This is a genomic window from Tateyamaria rhodophyticola (genome assembly GCF_047777875.1).
Classification (GTDB): Bacteria; Pseudomonadota; Alphaproteobacteria; order Rhodobacterales; family Rhodobacteraceae; genus Tateyamaria.
Window position 1 is genome coordinate 561,933 of record NZ_CP180519.1, and the last position, 14,468, is coordinate 576,400.

General features: G+C 61.8%; 17 protein-coding genes. 7 read left to right on the forward strand and 10 right to left on the reverse strand.

Translation table 11 applies throughout. The features are described from left to right. Positions 1 to 2: 2 nt before the first annotated feature. The 3 genes from ACERHN_RS04140 to ACERHN_RS04150 all read right to left on the reverse strand — a co-directional run bounded on the left by ACERHN_RS04140 (position 3) and on the right by ACERHN_RS04150 (position 4,714). Positions 3 to 1,148, reverse strand: coding sequence for a M48 family metallopeptidase (locus tag ACERHN_RS04140; RefSeq protein WP_415921382.1), 1,146 nt, complete (start codon positions 1,146 to 1,148; stop codon positions 3 to 5). Then, on the reverse strand, positions 1,148 to 2,359 hold the full coding sequence (locus ACERHN_RS04145; protein ID WP_415921383.1) for a YjgN family protein: 1,212 nt from the start codon (positions 2,357 to 2,359) through the stop codon (positions 1,148 to 1,150). The genes ACERHN_RS04140 and ACERHN_RS04145 overlap by 1 nt, the downstream gene beginning before the upstream one ends. A 63-nt stretch (positions 2,360 to 2,422) precedes the next feature. Next, positions 2,423 to 4,714 carry a DNA topoisomerase IV subunit A gene (locus ACERHN_RS04150; RefSeq protein ID WP_415921384.1) on the reverse strand — a complete coding sequence of 764 codons (2,292 nt, stop codon included), beginning with the start codon at positions 4,712 to 4,714 and terminating at the stop codon, positions 2,423 to 2,425. A 219-nt stretch (positions 4,715 to 4,933) separates the two neighbouring features. Here ACERHN_RS04150 and ACERHN_RS04155 point away from each other — a divergent pair, with 219 nt between their 5' ends. The 4 genes from ACERHN_RS04155 to ACERHN_RS04170 all read left to right on the forward strand — a co-directional run bounded on the left by ACERHN_RS04155 (position 4,934) and on the right by ACERHN_RS04170 (position 7,311). After that, positions 4,934 to 5,560 carry an SH3 domain-containing protein gene (locus ACERHN_RS04155; protein ID WP_415921385.1) on the forward strand — a complete coding sequence of 209 codons (627 nt, stop codon included), beginning with the start codon at positions 4,934 to 4,936 and terminating at the stop codon, positions 5,558 to 5,560. Between the two features lie 57 nt (positions 5,561 to 5,617). Further along, positions 5,618 to 6,448, forward strand: coding sequence for an SDR family oxidoreductase (locus ACERHN_RS04160; RefSeq protein WP_415921386.1), 831 nt, complete (start codon positions 5,618 to 5,620; stop codon positions 6,446 to 6,448). Positions 6,449 to 6,524: 76 nt separating this feature from the next. Next, on the forward strand, positions 6,525 to 6,731 hold the full coding sequence (locus ACERHN_RS04165; protein WP_415921387.1) for a twin transmembrane helix small protein: 207 nt from the start codon (positions 6,525 to 6,527) through the stop codon (positions 6,729 to 6,731). 4 nt (positions 6,732 to 6,735) lie between these two features. After that, positions 6,736 to 7,311 (forward strand): cob(I)yrinic acid a,c-diamide adenosyltransferase, encoded by a 576-nt coding sequence (locus ACERHN_RS04170; protein WP_415921388.1) that lies wholly within the window; start codon positions 6,736 to 6,738, stop codon positions 7,309 to 7,311. Positions 7,312 to 7,378: 67 nt separating this feature from the next. Here ACERHN_RS04170 and ACERHN_RS04175 read toward each other — a convergent pair whose 3' ends face one another. Continuing rightward, entirely contained in the window at positions 7,379 to 7,750 is a 372-nt protein-coding gene (locus ACERHN_RS04175) for a VOC family protein (protein ID WP_415921389.1), read from the reverse strand. Positions 7,751 to 7,935: 185 nt separating this feature from the next. Here ACERHN_RS04175 and ACERHN_RS04180 point away from each other — a divergent pair, with 185 nt between their 5' ends. Together ACERHN_RS04180 and ACERHN_RS04185 are read left to right on the forward strand one after the other, a co-directional pair. Further along, positions 7,936 to 8,694 (forward strand): electron transfer flavoprotein subunit beta/FixA family protein, encoded by a 759-nt coding sequence (locus ACERHN_RS04180; protein ID WP_415921390.1) that lies wholly within the window; start codon positions 7,936 to 7,938, stop codon positions 8,692 to 8,694. Next, on the forward strand, positions 8,694 to 9,623 hold the full coding sequence (locus ACERHN_RS04185) for an electron transfer flavoprotein subunit alpha/FixB family protein (RefSeq protein WP_415921391.1): 930 nt from the start codon (positions 8,694 to 8,696) through the stop codon (positions 9,621 to 9,623). The genes ACERHN_RS04180 and ACERHN_RS04185 overlap by 1 nt, the downstream gene beginning before the upstream one ends. A 73-nt stretch (positions 9,624 to 9,696) precedes the next feature. Here ACERHN_RS04185 and ACERHN_RS04190 read toward each other — a convergent pair whose 3' ends face one another. After that, entirely contained in the window at positions 9,697 to 10,518 is an 822-nt protein-coding gene (locus ACERHN_RS04190; protein ID WP_415921392.1) for a DUF6473 family protein, read from the reverse strand. Positions 10,519 to 10,674: 156 nt separating this feature from the next. Between ACERHN_RS04190 and ACERHN_RS04195 the strand changes: the two genes are divergently transcribed. Further along, positions 10,675 to 11,550 (forward strand): 3-hydroxybutyryl-CoA dehydrogenase, encoded by an 876-nt coding sequence (locus tag ACERHN_RS04195; protein WP_415921393.1) that lies wholly within the window; start codon positions 10,675 to 10,677, stop codon positions 11,548 to 11,550. A gap of 30 nt (positions 11,551 to 11,580) precedes the next feature. On the opposite strand, the gene ACERHN_RS04200 is transcribed toward ACERHN_RS04195, so the two are convergent. From ACERHN_RS04200 to ACERHN_RS04220, 5 genes are read right to left on the reverse strand one after another with little or no spacing between them, the layout of a single operon-like run. Continuing rightward, positions 11,581 to 12,456 carry a lysophospholipid acyltransferase family protein gene (locus ACERHN_RS04200; RefSeq protein ID WP_415921394.1) on the reverse strand — a complete coding sequence of 292 codons (876 nt, stop codon included), beginning with the start codon at positions 12,454 to 12,456 and terminating at the stop codon, positions 11,581 to 11,583. A 40-nt stretch (positions 12,457 to 12,496) separates the two neighbouring features. Continuing rightward, on the reverse strand, positions 12,497 to 12,766 hold the full coding sequence (locus ACERHN_RS04205; protein WP_415921395.1) for an HPr family phosphocarrier protein: 270 nt from the start codon (positions 12,764 to 12,766) through the stop codon (positions 12,497 to 12,499). A gap of 3 nt (positions 12,767 to 12,769) precedes the next feature. Next, the gene (locus ACERHN_RS04210; protein WP_415921396.1) at positions 12,770 to 13,165 is read right to left on the reverse strand and encodes a PTS sugar transporter subunit IIA; all 396 of its coding nucleotides are present in this window, start codon (positions 13,163 to 13,165) and stop codon (positions 12,770 to 12,772) included. Next, positions 13,162 to 14,055, reverse strand: coding sequence for an RNase adapter RapZ (gene rapZ / locus ACERHN_RS04215; protein ID WP_415921397.1), 894 nt, complete (start codon positions 14,053 to 14,055; stop codon positions 13,162 to 13,164). The genes ACERHN_RS04210 and rapZ overlap by 4 nt, the downstream gene beginning before the upstream one ends. After that, positions 14,052 to 14,465: an HPr kinase/phosphorylase gene (locus tag ACERHN_RS04220; RefSeq protein ID WP_415921398.1), complete on the reverse strand. Its 414-nt coding sequence runs from the start codon at positions 14,463 to 14,465 to the stop codon at positions 14,052 to 14,054. Before ACERHN_RS04220 ends, rapZ begins: the two co-directional genes overlap by 4 nt. Positions 14,466 to 14,468 lie beyond the last annotated feature (3 nt).

Genomic DNA, 14,468 nt, shown 5'->3' on the forward strand with positions numbered 1-14,468 from the left:
CCTCAGTCGTCGCAGATATTCTGCAACGCGGTCCATTCCCGCGCCGACAGGATGGGGCGCGTGCCATAGCGCTGGTTTTCAGCAAAGGCGCGCGCCGACGCAGCGCGGGCATGGCTGTCCGGGTGGCTGGCAAGAAAGGCGGGCATGCTGCCGCCGCGATCCTGCAAATGCGCAATCTTGTCAAAGAAATCGGCCATGCCGCTGGCATCGGTGCCGGACCGTTCCAGCATCTCAAGCGCATAGACGTCCGCCGCCGCCTCCGCCTCGCGCGTGTAGGACGCGTTCAGCGTCCATTCCGCGATCAGAACCGCCGCGCCACCGCCTGCGAAATCCCCAAGCACCAGCGACAGCAAGCCAGCAGAGCCCGCCGAGCGCAGCGCGTTGCGCGTCACGTCGCGCGATTCCACATGGCCAATCTCGTGGCCCAGCACGGCGGCCACCTCATCCGGGCTGTCCGCCTTTTCGATCAGCCCGCGCATCAGCACCACATGCCCGCCGGGGGCGGCAAAGGCGTTGACCATCGGGTGATCAAACACCGCTATCGTCAATTCGTATTCCAGCTCTGACCGCTCGGTCAGCCGGTCGGTCATCGCCGTGAGCGCGGCCAGACCCTCTGCGTTTTGGCACACAAGGCTGCCCGCGCCGGTGCCGCCCAAAAACCGCTCCATCCCGCCCACGACCGTCTTGCCCCACGCGACCTCGCGTTCGATGGGGATATATGCGGCGAGCGTGTTGGCCATGGCAGGCAGGATCACAAAGATCATCAGCGCCAGCGCGCCAACGGCCCCTCCGGTCCACGTGACCACCTTGCGCAAGGTGCCGCGCGCGATGTCCTTTTTCTTCAGATCGGGGCACAGCCGCGTCAGGATGCTGATCATCTCGGGCTCGTCCACGGTCAGGCGCGCGGTGGTGATCAGGCTGCTGTCCAGCGCCTCATCCGCCACCAGCGTCAGGACCATCTGGTCCTCGCGCGCCTGATCGCTGAGCGCGCGGATCGCCCAGAGCGGCCAGTATTGCGAGCCCATGGGCAGGTCCGGATGGGTCAGCCGCAGGGTCTCTGCGGCTGTGTCCACTTGCAAATCAACGTCCAGACGCAGGCCCTGTTCTCCGTCAAAGAACCGGGCCCGCATGAGGGTGTGATGCGCCATCAGATGGCGCCACCCACATCCAGCGCATCGGCAAAGCCATCCGCATCGGCAAAGCTGTCTGCTGCGCGTTGCTGGATCGTGTTCAGGTGGTCGGCATTGTGCACAACCATGCTGTTGACCGCGTGTTCAATGATCGGCTGCGTGATCATGACAAGGCCAAGACCGCCCGCCACAAGGAATGCACCGGCATAGAGGATCAGGATGATCAGACCACCGATAATGCCGCCCGCGCCGATGCCTCCACCGGCCCCGGCGACCGAGAACATGGCCGCCCCAACCCCGGCTATGATTGCAAAGACAACACCCATCAGCACACTGATGACAATGCCGCCGACAATCACCTTGGCCAGCACCACGCTGGTTTCCACCTGCGCCGAGAACGTCACCTCTCCGTCGAGCACCTTGTGCCCGGTGAGGTAATTGAACGCATAGACGCGGTAGACGGCGATCCCGATCAGCAGCCAGATATAAGCGACCAGAGCGATCACCGGCGACAGGAAGGCAAAGGCGGGCGATTCCATCACAGCCGAAATCGCGATGATGACGATCGCCAAAACCAGCAAGCCCACACCGATAAAGATGTGCTTCATGCCCTTGTAAAGATCCTGCCAGCGACCCGTCTGTTCGAACTTGCCATCGCCGTACCAGCTGCGGTCGGCCATGTATTTCTCAAGCCGGTAAGTGCCCAGCGGTGCCAGAATGCCAAGGGTGATGAAGGTCAGGAACCCGTACCAAAGCGCACGACCGACATAGCCCCAGGCCCCGTTCTCCATCCCGAACCGCAGACCCCGCCAGCGCGACCGCGCCATCTTGTAACGCCGCGAGCGGTACTGCGCGAACAGCATCAGCGGCACAACCGCAAGCACCGACAGGTTGATGGCAATGGCCTGCCCGGCCATGGCCTGCGGGCTCTGATCCTGCGGGATGATCGAAAACCCGACAAAGGTCAGCAAAAGCTGGATCACCCCCAGATAGATCGCAAGGATCACAATCGCGACGAGGAAGCCGAGGAACTTCTCAAGCCCCGTGCCCGTGTACTCAAAGCCGTCATCATCGCCCGTCACGGACGACCAGATATATTTGCGGATCCGCGTCTTGGCCCAGAACCGGTAGATGCCCAGCGTGAGCACCGTGAAAATCGCGGTGATGAAGTAAAGTTTGAAAAGGGGCGCGCCTTTACCGAAATAACGCCCTTGAATTTGCGCACTCATGAATCTGTCCCTGTCACATTGCCCGTTTCGGGCGGATTGCTCGTAGGACTGATTCTAGCTGCGTTAGAAACGGTTGTCTCGGGGAAATCCGCGCGGCGCCATGCGCCCGGCGCTGGCCCGTTTGGCCGTCCATTCCGTCAGATCGCTTTCGGTGCGCGTGCGCCCCGCCGGGTCAAGCCAGCTCAGCCCCTCGGCCAGATCGAATGTCGTCGCATCGCTCAGGCCGCCATCCTTGTATTTCTGAAGCCGCACACCCTTGCCCCGCCCCATTTCCGGCAGCTCGGCCACCGGGAACACCAGCACCTTGCGGTTCTCGCCGACCACGGCCACGTGGTCCCCCTGCACCGGTGTGCAGACATGGGCGGTGACGTCGCCGCGCACGTTCAGCACCTGCTTGCCCGTGCGGGTCTGTGCGATCACGTCGTCCTCGGGCACGATGAACCCGTCGCCCGCCGTGGACGCCACCAGCAGCTTGCGCCCCGGCTTGTGGGTCAGGATCGTCAGGATCTGCGCCTCGTTCGGCAGGTCCACCATCAGGCGCAGCGGCTCACCCATACCGCGCCCACCGGGCAGGTTCGCCGCCGACAGCGTGTAGAACCGCCCGTTCGATCCCACCACCAACAACCGGTCCGTCGTCTCCGCATGAAAGATAAAGCGCGGCCCGTCGCCATCCTTGAATTTCAGCTCGCGGGTCAGGTCGATATGCCCGGTCATCGCCCGGATCCAGCCCATCTGGCTGCACACCACGGTGATCGGTTCGCGGTCGATCATCGCCTCGATGGGCACGTCTTCGACCTCACCGGCTTCGGCAAAGGCGGTGCGACGCGCGCCGCCCTCGTACCCTTTGCCGAACTGTTTCTTCACCTCTTTCAGCTGATCCGAAATCGCGCCCCATTGCAGGTCGTCATTCTCCAGCAGATCCTCAAGACCCGCCCGTTCCTCCATCAGCGCATCGCGCTCGCGCAACAGCTCCATCTCTTCGAGACGGCGCAACGACCGCAGGCGCATGTTCAGGATCGCTTCGGCCTGCACATCCGTCAGCTCGCCCTCGCCCGCGCGCGGTGAAACGTAGTCAGCCTCGGACATGGCGCGCGGATGATCCACGCTCCAATCCTCGCGCATCAGCGCCGGTTTGGGATCGTCGTCATAGCGGATGATGTCGATCACCCGGTCGAGGTTCAGGAACGCAACAATCAGCCCTTCGAGCACCTCAAGCCGGTGGTCGATCTTTTCCATCCGGTGCACGGAGCGGCGCACCAGCACCTCGCGCCGGAAATCAAGAAAGGCGCGCAGCACTTCCTTCATCGAACAGACTTTTGGTGTCACCCCGTCGATCAACACGTTCATGTTGAGCGAGAACCGCACTTCGAGGTCCGAATTGCGATAGAGCATGCCCATCAGCACATCCGGGTCCACGTTCTTGGACCGGGGCTCAAGGATCACCCGGATGTCGTCGGCACTCTCATCCCGCACATCTGCGAGAATCGGGACCTTCTTGGTCTGGATGACCTCGGCCAGTTTCTCGATCAGCTTGGATTTCTGCACCTGGTACGGGATCTCGGTCACGACGATCTGCCACTGGCCCCGGCCCAGATCCTCGACCTCATACTTGCAGCGCAGGCGAAACCCGCCCTTGCCCGTGCGGTAGGCCTGCGCAATCGCCTCGGGTGGTTCAACGATGATGCCACCCGTCGGGAAGTCCGGCCCCGGCACATAGTTCAGCAGCGTGTCGTCGCGCGCATCCGGCACCTTGATCAGATGCAGGCAGGCATCGACCAGCTCAGCAATATTGTGCGGCGGGATGTTCGTCGCCATACCCACGGCAATCCCGCTCGACCCGTTGGCAAGCAGGTTGGGAAAGGTTGCGGGCAGCACCGCTGGCTCTTCGAGCCGGCCGTCGTAATTGTCGCGAAAATCAACCGCGTTCTCGTCCAGACCATCCAGCAGCGCTTCGGCCACGATGGTCATGCGCGCCTCGGTATAACGCGAGGCGGCCGGGTTATCGCCATCGATATTGCCAAAGTTGCCCTGCCCGTCCACCAGCGGGTAGCGCACATTGAAATCCTGCGCCAGACGCGCCATCGCGTCATAGATCGCGGCATCCCCGTGCGGGTGGAAATCCCCCATCGTGTCGCCGCTGATCTTGGCCGATTTCAGGAATTTACCATTTGCCGCAAGACGCAGACGGTGCATCGCATAGATGATCCGCCGGTGCACCGGCTTGAGCCCGTCGCGCGCATCGGGCAGCGCGCGGTGCATGATCGTCGACAGCGCATAAGTCAGGTACCGCTCACCCAATGCGCGGCGGAGCGGTTCGCTTAGGTCCATGTTGGGGGCGTCGGCCTGATCTGACATAGATGCTGTGTAGCCAAGCTGGTTTGTGGGAACAAGCGGCGTTCTGCTGCGTTCCCCTGATGACGTTGATGCCAACCGGCACCGCGTTGCCCGCAAACCACAGATTGGTGAGGGGGAAAACTGACCGGTTTTTTCCAGTGTTGGGAATCGAACGGTCTGGTAACGTTAACCTGTTACCGAAGCTGCTGGTAACGTGGAGTTTGTTGGGGGGCGCGCAGTATGACGCGGTTTATAATCATTTCTTTCGCCTTTCTGGCGTTTGCATTCTACGAGTTGAGCGGTGGTGCGGACTTCGACGCCGAAGAAACGCGCCTGGCCCGGATCGACCCGCCGTCGGACGTGCAGGAAACCGTGATCGAAACCACCGTCGCGGATGCATCTGTGGCCGCGCCAATCGAAACGCCCCTGCCCGAAGATGTGACCCGCGTCGCACTCAACCTCGAATCTGTCGAAGACGTGCTGCGCCCTGCGCCAACCCTGCGGACAAAACCCGCCGTGCAACGCGCCTCCGCCACCCCTGACGATGCGGTCAGTGAAGAAGAACCGACCATCATCCTGCCCAGCCTGCTTGTGGACCGTCCCGTGATAACGCCCGTTGATTTCAACGCGGACACCACCACAGAGACGGCTGGCGTGACCGGCGACACCCGCCAGCTGCGCAGCGTCACGGGCCGCAGTGTGAATGTCCGTGGCGGCCCCGGCACCGACTATTCCGTCGTGAACCGTCTGGTACGCGGCGATCAGGTTGAAATCCTGCAAGACCCCGGCAATGGCTGGGTGAAACTGCGCCCAGTTTCCGGTGGGACGGTCGGCTGGATGGCTGACTTCCTGCTCAGCGAAGGCTGATTGCATCAGCCCAAGCGCTGACCCATGATGCGCCCGAGGCACAATCGGGCGCATGACATGACCAAGAAATCCGTACTGATCACAGGCTGTTCTTCCGGCATCGGCTATGCCGCTGCGCACGGGATGCGCGACCGGGGATGGCGTGTGTTCGCCGCCTGTCGCAAGGCTGAGGACTGCGCCCGGCTCAAGTCTGAGGGTTTTGACAGCCCCCGCATCGACTACGAAGAACCCGGCACCATCGCCGCCGGTCTGGCCGAAGTGCTGGAAGCGACGGGTGGCACGCTGGATGCGCTCTTCAACAACGGCGCCTACGGCGTGCCGGGCGCGGTCGAGGACCTGCCCACAGACGCCCTGCGCGCTATTTTCGAGGCGAATTTCTTCGGCTGGCACGACCTGACACGTCGCGTCCTGCCGGTCATGCGTGCCCAAGGCCACGGCCGGATTGTGCAATGCAGTTCGGTCCTTGGCTTTGTCACGCTGCCGTGGCGCGGGGCGTATAACAGCACGAAATTCGCCCTCGAAGGGCTGACCGACACGCTACGGGTAGAGATGCGCGACACGCCCATCCACGTGATCCTGATCGAACCCGGCCCCGTGACCAGCCGCATCCGCGCCAACTCCATCCCGCATTTCGAAAAGTGGATCGACTGGCAAGGCTCGGCCCGCGCCGGTCAATATGAAACACATCTGAAACGGCGGCTTTACGACGACACCGGCCCGGACCGGTTCGAACTGCCCCCCGAGGCGGTGGTGCGCAAACTGGTCCACGCGCTCGAAGCGCCCCGCCCCCGCCCGCGCTATTTCGTCACGACGCCCACCTACATCATGGCCACGTTGCGCAGGCTTTTGCCGACGCGCGCGCTCGACTGGGTGCTGTCGCGCGGTTGACGGTGCGAAACTCCGTTCGCTTTTTCCCACCGTCCGGCTACATCAGCGCGGACAAGACAAACAAAGGACGAGGGACATGGGGATCGACCCGCTTTTTCTGCTGATACTGCTTGCCGTGCTGGCGGTCGTGGTTGTGCTGATGCTTGGCCTTGGCGGGTTCGCCAAAGGGTCGGGGTGGGCGCAGAAGAATTCGAACAAGTTGATGCAGGCCCGCATCGCCGCACAGTTTGTCGCGGTGCTGCTGATCCTTGCCTATGTCTATTTCAAGCAAAACGGGGGCTGAGCGGATGGTCGTTCTCAACAAGATCTACACCAAAACGGGCGACGCAGGCGAAACCGCCTTGGGCAATGGCGCGCGCGTGGCCAAACATGCGATGCGGGTCACGGCCTATGGCACCGCGGACGAGCTGAACGCTTTTGTCGGCGTGGCGCGGTTGGTGGCGGAAGGTGACATGGACACAGCGCTCAGCCGGATCCAGAATGACCTCTTTGATCTGGGCGCGGACCTGTGCCGCCCGGACATGGAGCAGGACGCAGAGGCCGAATACCCGCCCCTGCGCATGGCCGACGCGCAGGTCAGCCGCCTTGAGGCGGAAATCGACGCGATGAACGGCGATCTGGAGCCATTGCGCAGCTTTATCCTGCCGGGCGGTTCGGCCCTGTCTGCGCATCTGCATGTGTGCCGCACCGTCGCGCGCCGGGCCGAGCGGCTGTCGGTGGAACTGGCCACGATGGAGGCGGTGAACCCGGCGGCGGTCAAATATCTCAACCGTCTGAGCGACTGGTTCTTTGTCGCCGCCCGCATCGCGAACAACGGCGGCAAGGACGACGTTTTGTGGATTCCAGGAGCGAACCGCGACTAGCGGCAAGCACTCCGGGGGAGCGGTTGGCTCCCCGAACGGGCGTCGCCCCGGGGTCAGTGTTCCATTCTCACTCTCTCCCGTTTTCCGGCTCCCACAATTCAATCGGCGTCCCCTCGGGGTCGCTGAGATGGGCAAACCGGCCAATGCCCGGCATGTCGTCCTTCACCTCGACCAAGACACCCGCCGCCCGAAGCTGCGCCACCATTGCGCCCAGATCGCGGACGCGAAAGTTCAGCATGAACGGTTTATCGGCCGCAAAGTAATCCGTATCGGCAGCAAATGGCGCAAACACAGTCGCCCCGCCCATTGCCTCCCACGGTTTTTGATCCACGGCCCTAGGCACCAGATCAATCCCAAGCCTGTCGCGATACCAGACCGCCAGCGCCTCCGGCCTCTCGGACCGAAAGAAAAACCCGCCAAATCCCTGAACCCGTTCCATATCTGCGCCTCCGCCTTGATCGCGTATCATCACATCCCGTTCATTATACTGCACAAGACGCGGCGTCCTAAGGCCATGACGTGACGATTTTGTCCTGTTTCCCAAAGTCGGGGTTGGGTAAACCAACCGGGAGCGACTAAGTGATTGACGAAACTTGAGTCGAATTTTTGAAGAGAGGAACGCTCATGAAGGTGCTGGTGCCCGTCAAACGCGTGATCGATTACAACGTGAAGGTCCGCGTAAAGGCGGACGGATCGGGTGTGGATCTCGCAAACGTCAAAATGTCGATGAACCCGTTCGATGAAATTGCCGTCGAACAGGCCATCCGCCTGAAAGAAGCCGGTCAGGCCGACGAAATCGTTGCCGTGTCCGTCGGCGTCAAGCAGTCGCAGGAAACGCTGCGCACAGCACTCGCGATGGGTGCCGACCGCGCGATCCTCGTGGTGGCCGCCGATGACGTGCACACCGACATCGAACCGCTGTCCGTGGCCAAGATCATCGCCAAGGTGGTCGAGGAAGAGCAGCCCGGTCTTGTGCTCTGCGGCAAGCAGGCCATCGACAACGACATGAACGCCACCGGTCAGATGACCGCAGCGCTTCTGGGCTGGTCCCAGGCGACCTTTGCTTCCGAAGTCGAAGTAGCGGGCGACAAGGCCAAGGTCACGCGCGAAGTGGACGGCGGTCTGCAAACGATCGAGGTGAACATGCCCACGATCATCACCGTGGACCTGCGCCTGAATGAACCACGCTATGCGTCGCTGCCCAACATCATGAAGGCGAAGAAAAAGCCGCTGGATGAGAAGACGCCCGCCGATTACGGCGTGGACGTCGCGCCACGCCTCGAAGTGGTGAAAACGGCAGAACCCGAAGCCCGTGCGGCCGGGATCAAGGTGGGTTCGGTCGACGAGCTTGTGGAGAAACTCAAAGAAGCGGGGGCTGTGTAATGGCTGTTCTACTTCTCGCAGAAATCAATGACGGCGAACTGGCGATGGACGCCACAGCGAAGGCTGTGTCGGCTGCCACCGCTCTGGGTGACGTGACCGTTCTGGCCACAGGTGCGACCTGTGCGGACGCCGCGGCTCAGGCTGCGACCATCGACGGCGTGGCAAAGGTGTTGTGTGCCGAAGACGCGCTTTATGGCAAACGTCTGGCCGAGCCTGTGGCCGACCTGATCGTGTCGCTGGCTGGCGATTACGAACATATCGTGGCCCCCGCAACGACCGACGCCAAGAACATCATGCCCCGCGTGGCGGCCCTTTTGGATGCGATGGTGATTTCGGACGCGACGGCTGTGGTGGATGCCAACACGTTCGAACGCCCCATCTATGCGGGCAACGCAATCCAGACCGTGAAATCGGGTGACGGCAAGAAGGTCATTACCTTCCGTACGTCCACCTTTGATGCGGCCGGCACGGGCGGTTCCGCTTCGGTGGAAAACATCGGTGCGGCGGGTGATCCTGCCCTGTCGTCCTGGGTTGAGGACAAGGTCGCCGAAAGCGATCGCCCTGAGCTGACCTCGGCGGGTGTGGTTGTGTCCGGCGGGCGCGGTGTGGGGTCCGAAGAGGACTTTGCCCTGATCGAGAAACTGGCGGACAAGCTGGGTGCTGCTGTCGGTGCGTCGCGTGCGGCGGTCGATTCCGGCTATGCGCCGAACGACTGGCAGGTTGGTCAGACCGGCAAGGTCGTGGCCCCCGACCTCTATGTTGCGGTCGGCATCTCCGGTGCGATCCAGCACCTTGCGGGAATGAAGGACAGCAAGGTCATCGTGGCCATCAACAAGGATGAAGAAGCGCCGATTTTCCAGGTTGCGGATTACGGCCTTGTCGCGGACCTCTTTGACGCGGTTCCGGAATTGGTCGAAAAACTGGGCTAAAGCAGTTTTTCAAAAACTGCCTTGCATCCTTTTTTGCAAAAAAGGAAACCGCCGCAGAACCTGCGGCGGTTTTTTATGTCAAACGTTGCAGCACCGGGGTCAGCGCATCTGCGATCTCGCGATGCGCCAGGGGGCTCAGCATGGTTTGTGCCGCCGGCGCATCCAACTCGGCGAATACCATGCCATCGGTCCCGACTTCCTGCGCCTCCTCCGAGGCGACGCATTCCACCGTTTCGGTCACCAGATCTGCGATATCCGCGACCATCTGCGCCGTGACAAAGGCCGGGTCTGCGTCAATTTCGTGGGCAATAGGCTCCGGCGCACTGCGCCCGGCCCACAGCAGCACCGTCTTACCTGGGATCTGGCTCAACACGAGGCGCATCCGCGCCAACCACGCCGTGCGCAATTCATCCAGAACTGCCTGAAATCTGTCCGGCGACACCAGTTGCAAGCGTTGCAGCATGTGATTGGTAAAGTTGAACTCGGCAAAATCCACCTCGCGGTAGATCGTACGCAGCAGCGTAGACGGCTCCACCAGCCGGTCATTGCGTCGTGGATGCACTTTGTAAAACCGGTTCGACATATTGCGCGGGCTCGTCACCTGAATCACCGTGACGCTGGCATTGATCGCCGCCTCGCGCAGGACCGGATCCGCAGCGTAGATATCAATGCCGCCGTTCATGCAGCCAAAATTGATACAGGTTTTGCCCAATCTTTCCTCAATCAGGTTCGGAAATGGGGTCTGAATGAATTTTCCGTACGTGGTCGTGCCGCCAAAGAAGGCGACAAACGGCGCATCCATCGACCGCTTCGGTCCGCGAAATAAAATTTTCGACGCGCCATACCGGCACGGAAGATAGTCGAGGCCCCCCGGCCCCAGTGCATCAAAGCTCATGTCGTCCCACTCGTGTTACGTTCACCACCCGTGACAAATATGTCAGCATGTCATTTCTTAATCCCTAACAGATCTGGGCTTTTTTGAGGCATTGCCGCCCCCTTGCTCCTCCCTGTGCCGCCGCCATATGGTGCATGGGACAAAGAGGTGCGCGGAATGACAATCAAATCAGTCGGTATCGTGGGCGCAGGCCAGATGGGGAACGGCATTGCACACGTGATGGCGCTCGCGGGGTATGACGTCATGCTCAACGATATCTCCCAAGACGCGCTTGATGCCGGTCTGTCGACGGTGGACCGCAACCTCGAACGGCAGGTTTCGCGCGGCAAGGTCGAGGCCGAGGCAAAAGCGGACGCGCTGGCCCGCATTCAGACCACGCTTGCACTGCCCGACCTCGGCGCGACCGACCTCATCATCGAGGCTGCCACCGAACGGGAAACCGTAAAGCAGGCGATTTTTGAGGACCTGCTCCCGCATCTGCAACCGCATACGATCCTGACCTCGAACACGTCCTCCATCTCGATCACACGACTGGCGAGCCGGACGGACCGCCCGGAAAAGTTCATGGGGTTCCATTTCATGAACCCGGTGCCTGTGATGCAACTGGTGGAACTGATCCGCGGCATTGCCACCGACGGTGACACCTTTGACGCGTGCAAGGCGGTGGTGGACCGGTTGGGCAAAACCGCGGCCACAGCCGAGGATTTCCCCGCCTTTATCGTCAACCGCATCCTGATGCCGATGATCAACGAGGCGGTCTACACGCTCTACGAAGGGGTGGGATCGGTGCAATCCATCGACAGTTCACTCAAGCTGGGCGCAAATCACCCGATGGGGCCACTGGAACTTGCGGATTTCATCGGGCTCGACACCTGCCTTGCCATCATGAACGTGCTGCATGACGGGCTGGCCGATACCAAGTATCGCCCCTGCCCGCTTCTCACCAAATACGTAGAGGCCGGGTGGCTGGGCCGCAAATCTGACCGCGGGTTCTACGATTATCGCGGCGATGTGCCGGTGCCGACACGCTAGAGCAACGCCGGGCAGATGCCCGGCCTTCGCTCAGTCTTTCAAAGCAAGCGTGTGATCGCGCAGCCACGCCATGAACCCGCGCGGGTCGTCTTTCCAACCGTTGACGAAATCCTGATCCAGCGGGTGGCCCACAACCGGTCCCTGCGGCTTGTTCAGCGAATGGACGATCTCGTGCAGCAGCAGACCCTGCCGCACCATGGGTGAGACCTTGTTGGCAATCTGGTAGGCACGGCTGTTCTGCCCGGGAAAGCGCATCGGCAGAACCGTTGCTCCGGACCGGCGGATCAATTGCGCCGTGAACACGTTCCACTCTCCCTCGACCGCAGGCCCCCACCATGTCTCGGACGCGGCAACGACACCCGACGGAAACAGCGCAACGACACCCCCGTCCTTGAGATGTTTCATCGCCTTGGCGCGCATCTCCACGCCTTTGCGCTGCGCGTCCTTGTCATGCGGGAACGGCACCGGGATCATGTAGCTGCCCGCCACCTCATCAATCGCCGTCAAAAGCGAACGGGTGAGGATGCGGTAATCCGGGCGCACGCGGCCAATCAGATCGGCAAAGATCATGCCGTCCACCATCCCGTGCGGATGGTTGGCAACGACGATCACCGGCCCCTCCTTGGGGATGCGGTCCAGTTGCGATTGCGGCGTTGTCAGCTCGATCCCCATCACGTCCAGACAGGCCCGCCAGAACGCCTGCCCGGTGGGCGCGCCCTGCCGTTCAAACTTGCGGATCAGGCGCAGGATCGTCAGCTTGCCAGTAAAGGCCTCCATCACCCGGATGAAACTGGCCTTCCATGGGTCTTCGAACGTGGAGGCATAGGACAGGCTGCGGCGGTCGTACTTGTTGAACGACACCGTCTCCGGCTTTGTCAGTTTTCCAGCGTTATGCGTGCTGTCCACCAATGTGGTCTCACCTCGTTGCAGTCGCCCGAGCGCTGGCTCAGGCCTCTTCCCCGAATTTGTCTGCCACCAGCGCTTCCAACGCATCGGCAAGCGCCTCAGCATCCGGCCCAGACGTTTCGACGTCAATAAGGCTTCCCATCGGTGCTGCCAACATTAAAAGACCCATAATACTGTCACCTGAGGCCGACATGCCGTCCTTTGAGACATTGGCGCGGGCGTCAAACCCTTCGACCACCTCAACCAATTTGGCCGAGGCACGGGCGTGCAGCCCCTTGATGTTCACAATTTTCAACGTACGGGTGGGCATGGGTCAAGTGTCTGCGCTGATGTTCTGGCTGTCGATATACTTCTTGCCCGCGTCGAGGGCCGCGCGCACCGCATCCGATACGTCAAGTTGACGGCTCTTGGCCAGCTTAATCAGCATGGGCAGGTTCGCCCCGTAGAGAATCCGCCGATTGGACGGACGGCAGGCCAAAAGGCTGAGGTTCGAGGGCGATCCGCCAAACAGGTCGGTGACCACAACCACGCCTTCGCCCGTATCCACCGCATCTGCGGCGGCGCAAATCTCGGCTTCCTTGCTGCTGCGATCGTGATCCGCGTCGATGGCAATGGCGCGAATGCCCGCTTGCTGCCCGACCACATGCTCGACGGCCTTGAGGTACTCCCCGGCCAGCCCGCCATGTGCAACGATCACAACTCCGATCAAACTGCGGCCTCTTTGCGTTTGTTGCGATCCAATTCGCGATGCCGAATAGACACCTGCCAGCCTGCGTCCGCAAGGGTTTGCACGAGCGCCTCGGCCATCGCGACCGAGCGGTGCTGTCCGCCCGTGCAACCGAACGCTACAGAAAGATGCGACTTGCCCTCTTCGAGATAGGCGGGCAGCAGCCACAGGATCATATCCCGGACCTGTGCGCCGAATGTCTCTGCCCGCGGGTCGGTCGCGATATAGTTCTGCACCGCCGCCGCCTGCCCTGTCGCGGCACGCAAGGACGGCTCCCAATAGGGGTTTTTCAGAAACCGGCAGTCGAACACCATGTCCACGGAGCGCGGCAGCCCGCGCTTATAGCTGAAACTTTGAACCGACACTGCCAGTTGCGCCTGTCCGCCCGGTGCAAACCAATGCTCCACCTCGCTGCGCAACTGATGCACATTCAACTGCGATGTGTCGATCAGGACATCCGCCTGCGCCCGCAACGGGGCAAGCAGTTCCAGCTCGCGCTGAATTCCGGCCGCCACCCGGTCGGTCGCCGCCAGCGGATGCCGCCGCCGGGTCTCCGAAAACCGGTTCAACAACACGTCTGTGGCGCAATCCAGGTACAGTAGTTCCGGCGCCAAATCGGCCCGTGCCGCAATCAGACCCAACGCATCGCGCACGGCCGTCACCGAAAAATCCCGTGTGCGCGGATCAATGCCAAGCGCCAGCGGCTTGGTAGCCTCGGGATCATCCAGCAACGCATGAACAAGGCGCAGCGGCATGTTGTCGATCGCCTCATACCCCAAATCCTCAAGCACGCGGATCGCGCTGGTCCGCCCGGCCCCGGACGGGCCAGTGACCAGCACCACACGGCGTGCTTTGGCTTGGGGGTCGTTCATTCCCGGTCGCTCCTTCCGGATATGAGATATTGCGCCAGCGCAGCAGGCCAAGCGGCGCTCTCGACTTTTTGCAAATGCGCCACCGCGATGTCCAGCAGTTTGATGCTGCGCTGCGGCGGCAGCCGCTCGGTCTCTGATATGTCGAGGTCAACAACCGCACAGATTGGTGCCGGACGCGACGGCACCCGCAGCAACCCGATGCCGCGCGCCTCGATCAATCCGTCTATGCTGGCAGGCGCACGCGCCCACAGGGTGTTTTGGTCGACATAAAGCTCTGTCTGGTCATCGGAAATCAGCACCGCACCGAACTGCATCAGTTGCAAGGCGAGACCCGATTTCCCTGTGCCGGACACGCCGCGGATCAACAGCCCGCGCGTTCCAAAAGCCACCGCGCTGGCGTGAACGCGCATGGA

What these genes read in the sequence shown, in the direction of transcription:
- ACERHN_RS04140 (WP_415921382.1), bottom strand. Translation starts at nt 1,148, where the DNA reads ATGGCGCATCACACCCTCATGCGGGCCCGGTTCTTTGACGGAGAACAG.
- ACERHN_RS04145 (WP_415921383.1), bottom strand. Translation starts at nt 2,359, where the DNA reads ATGAGTGCGCAAATTCAAGGGCGTTATTTCGGTAAAGGCGCGCCCCTT.
- ACERHN_RS04150 (WP_415921384.1), bottom strand. Translation starts at nt 4,714, where the DNA reads ATGTCAGATCAGGCCGACGCCCCCAACATGGACCTAAGCGAACCGCTC.
- ACERHN_RS04155 (WP_415921385.1), top strand. Translation starts at nt 4,934, where the DNA reads ATGACGCGGTTTATAATCATTTCTTTCGCCTTTCTGGCGTTTGCATTC.
- ACERHN_RS04160 (WP_415921386.1), top strand. Translation starts at nt 5,618, where the DNA reads ATGACCAAGAAATCCGTACTGATCACAGGCTGTTCTTCCGGCATCGGC.
- ACERHN_RS04165 (WP_415921387.1), top strand. Translation starts at nt 6,525, where the DNA reads ATGGGGATCGACCCGCTTTTTCTGCTGATACTGCTTGCCGTGCTGGCG.
- ACERHN_RS04170 (WP_415921388.1), top strand. Translation starts at nt 6,736, where the DNA reads ATGGTCGTTCTCAACAAGATCTACACCAAAACGGGCGACGCAGGCGAA.
- ACERHN_RS04175 (WP_415921389.1), bottom strand. Translation starts at nt 7,750, where the DNA reads ATGGAACGGGTTCAGGGATTTGGCGGGTTTTTCTTTCGGTCCGAGAGG.
- ACERHN_RS04180 (WP_415921390.1), top strand. Translation starts at nt 7,936, where the DNA reads ATGAAGGTGCTGGTGCCCGTCAAACGCGTGATCGATTACAACGTGAAG.
- ACERHN_RS04185 (WP_415921391.1), top strand. Translation starts at nt 8,694, where the DNA reads ATGGCTGTTCTACTTCTCGCAGAAATCAATGACGGCGAACTGGCGATG.
- ACERHN_RS04190 (WP_415921392.1), bottom strand. Translation starts at nt 10,518, where the DNA reads ATGAGCTTTGATGCACTGGGGCCGGGGGGCCTCGACTATCTTCCGTGC.
- ACERHN_RS04195 (WP_415921393.1), top strand. Translation starts at nt 10,675, where the DNA reads ATGACAATCAAATCAGTCGGTATCGTGGGCGCAGGCCAGATGGGGAAC.
- ACERHN_RS04205 (WP_415921395.1), bottom strand. Translation starts at nt 12,766, where the DNA reads ATGCCCACCCGTACGTTGAAAATTGTGAACATCAAGGGGCTGCACGCC.
- rapZ (WP_415921397.1), bottom strand. Translation starts at nt 14,055, where the DNA reads ATGAACGACCCCCAAGCCAAAGCACGCCGTGTGGTGCTGGTCACTGGC.
- ACERHN_RS04220 (WP_415921398.1), bottom strand. Translation starts at nt 14,465, where the DNA reads ATGCGCGTTCACGCCAGCGCGGTGGCTTTTGGAACGCGCGGGCTGTTG.